The sequence below is a fragment of the Halorubrum sp. AD140 genome (assembly GCF_034497445.1).
GTDB lineage: Archaea > Halobacteriota > Halobacteria > Halobacteriales > Haloferacaceae > Halorubrum.
In genome coordinates, this window is record NZ_JAXRUU010000284.1 from 1 (window position 1) to 1126 (window position 1126).

Here is a 1126-nt window from a genome sequence, read left to right on the forward strand (position 1 = left end):
ATGGCGCCCGTCTCGCAGCCGAGGGCGTCGGCCGCGGCCGCCGCCGTCTCCGTGCCCGCGTCGAACTCCAGCACGTCGACGTCGACGCTGTACCGTTCTCGCGCTCGTTCCTCGAACTCGGCCGCGCGTGGATGCATGCGATCCGACCCGCACCCCGCCGGTATCAACCTCCCGGAGGCGGTGAAACTGCGGCCGCGGTCGGAGCCGCGTCGCGGGCGCGGTCAGAGTACCGCCGCGGTCGCCGCCGCCGGACCGTTCGACCCGGTCAGCGGGTCCGGAGCTCGTCTTTGTCCCTGATCACGCGGGCGTCGCCCTCCCCCGAGGTGACCTCGTTGACGAGGTCGTAGAGGTCGTTCTGGAGCCCGGCCGGGAAGGTTAACACGCCGACCCACGAGCCGTCGTTTTGCCACTCCTCGCGTTCGAGGTCGCCGAACTCCCGGATCTGCGCCTGTCCCGACCCCGCGTAGTCGGCGGGGAGCTGAACCGCCATCGTCACCTCCTCGAACCGGATCGGGATCACCGGGCGCAGCGCGTCGAGCGCGTCGTCCACCTGGTTCTCCACCGGCTCCATCGGGTCGACCTGGAACCCGGCCTCCTCTAAGGCGCGCTCGATCCGCTCGGGCGGGTGCGGCGAGTCGTCCATCTGCGGGTTCACGGCGTTGCGCGTGATGGTGTTCACGAGCTGGTTGTGCTTCCGCTCTTGCATCTCCGCGCGCTGCTCGGCGGTGATCTGGATCTCCCCGCGCTTGACGACCTCCGGAATGATTTCGAGCGGATCCGTGGTGCCGAAGACGGTCTCTAAGTCCTCCTCCGCGGGCCGGTCGCCCCGCGAGGCGTTCTCGAAGACGTCCTCCGCGGCGATGACCTCCTCCAAGTCACCTTCGAACTCCCCGCGCTTGATCGCGAGCGCGGCGTCCGGGTCGATCAGGACCTCGAAGCGTTCCCCGTGTGACTCCAGTCGGGCCGTCACGGCCTCGTCGAGCGATATCATACCGAACGCTACCACCCCCGCGGGCAAAAAGCCTCCCGCCGTCGACGACCGCCGCGGTCAGCCGCGCCGCGTCCGGCTACTCGGCCGCCGAGGGCCGCTCGTCGTCCCACGCCGCGCGACACGACTCCGAACAGA

Annotated in this window: 1 protein-coding gene and 1 pseudogene; both read right to left on the minus strand. The window is 69.9% G+C overall.

What is annotated here, in order from left to right; genetic code table 11:
- Nucleotides 1-137: pseudogene (locus tag U4E84_RS18215) on the minus strand (YbaK/EbsC family protein); the annotation flags it as partial.
- 128 nt (nucleotides 138-265) lie between these two features.
- On the minus strand, nucleotides 266-991 hold the full coding sequence (locus tag U4E84_RS18220) for a ribosome assembly factor SBDS (RefSeq protein WP_322533476.1): 726 nt from the start codon (nucleotides 989-991) through the stop codon (nucleotides 266-268).
- Nucleotides 992-1126 lie beyond the last annotated feature (135 nt).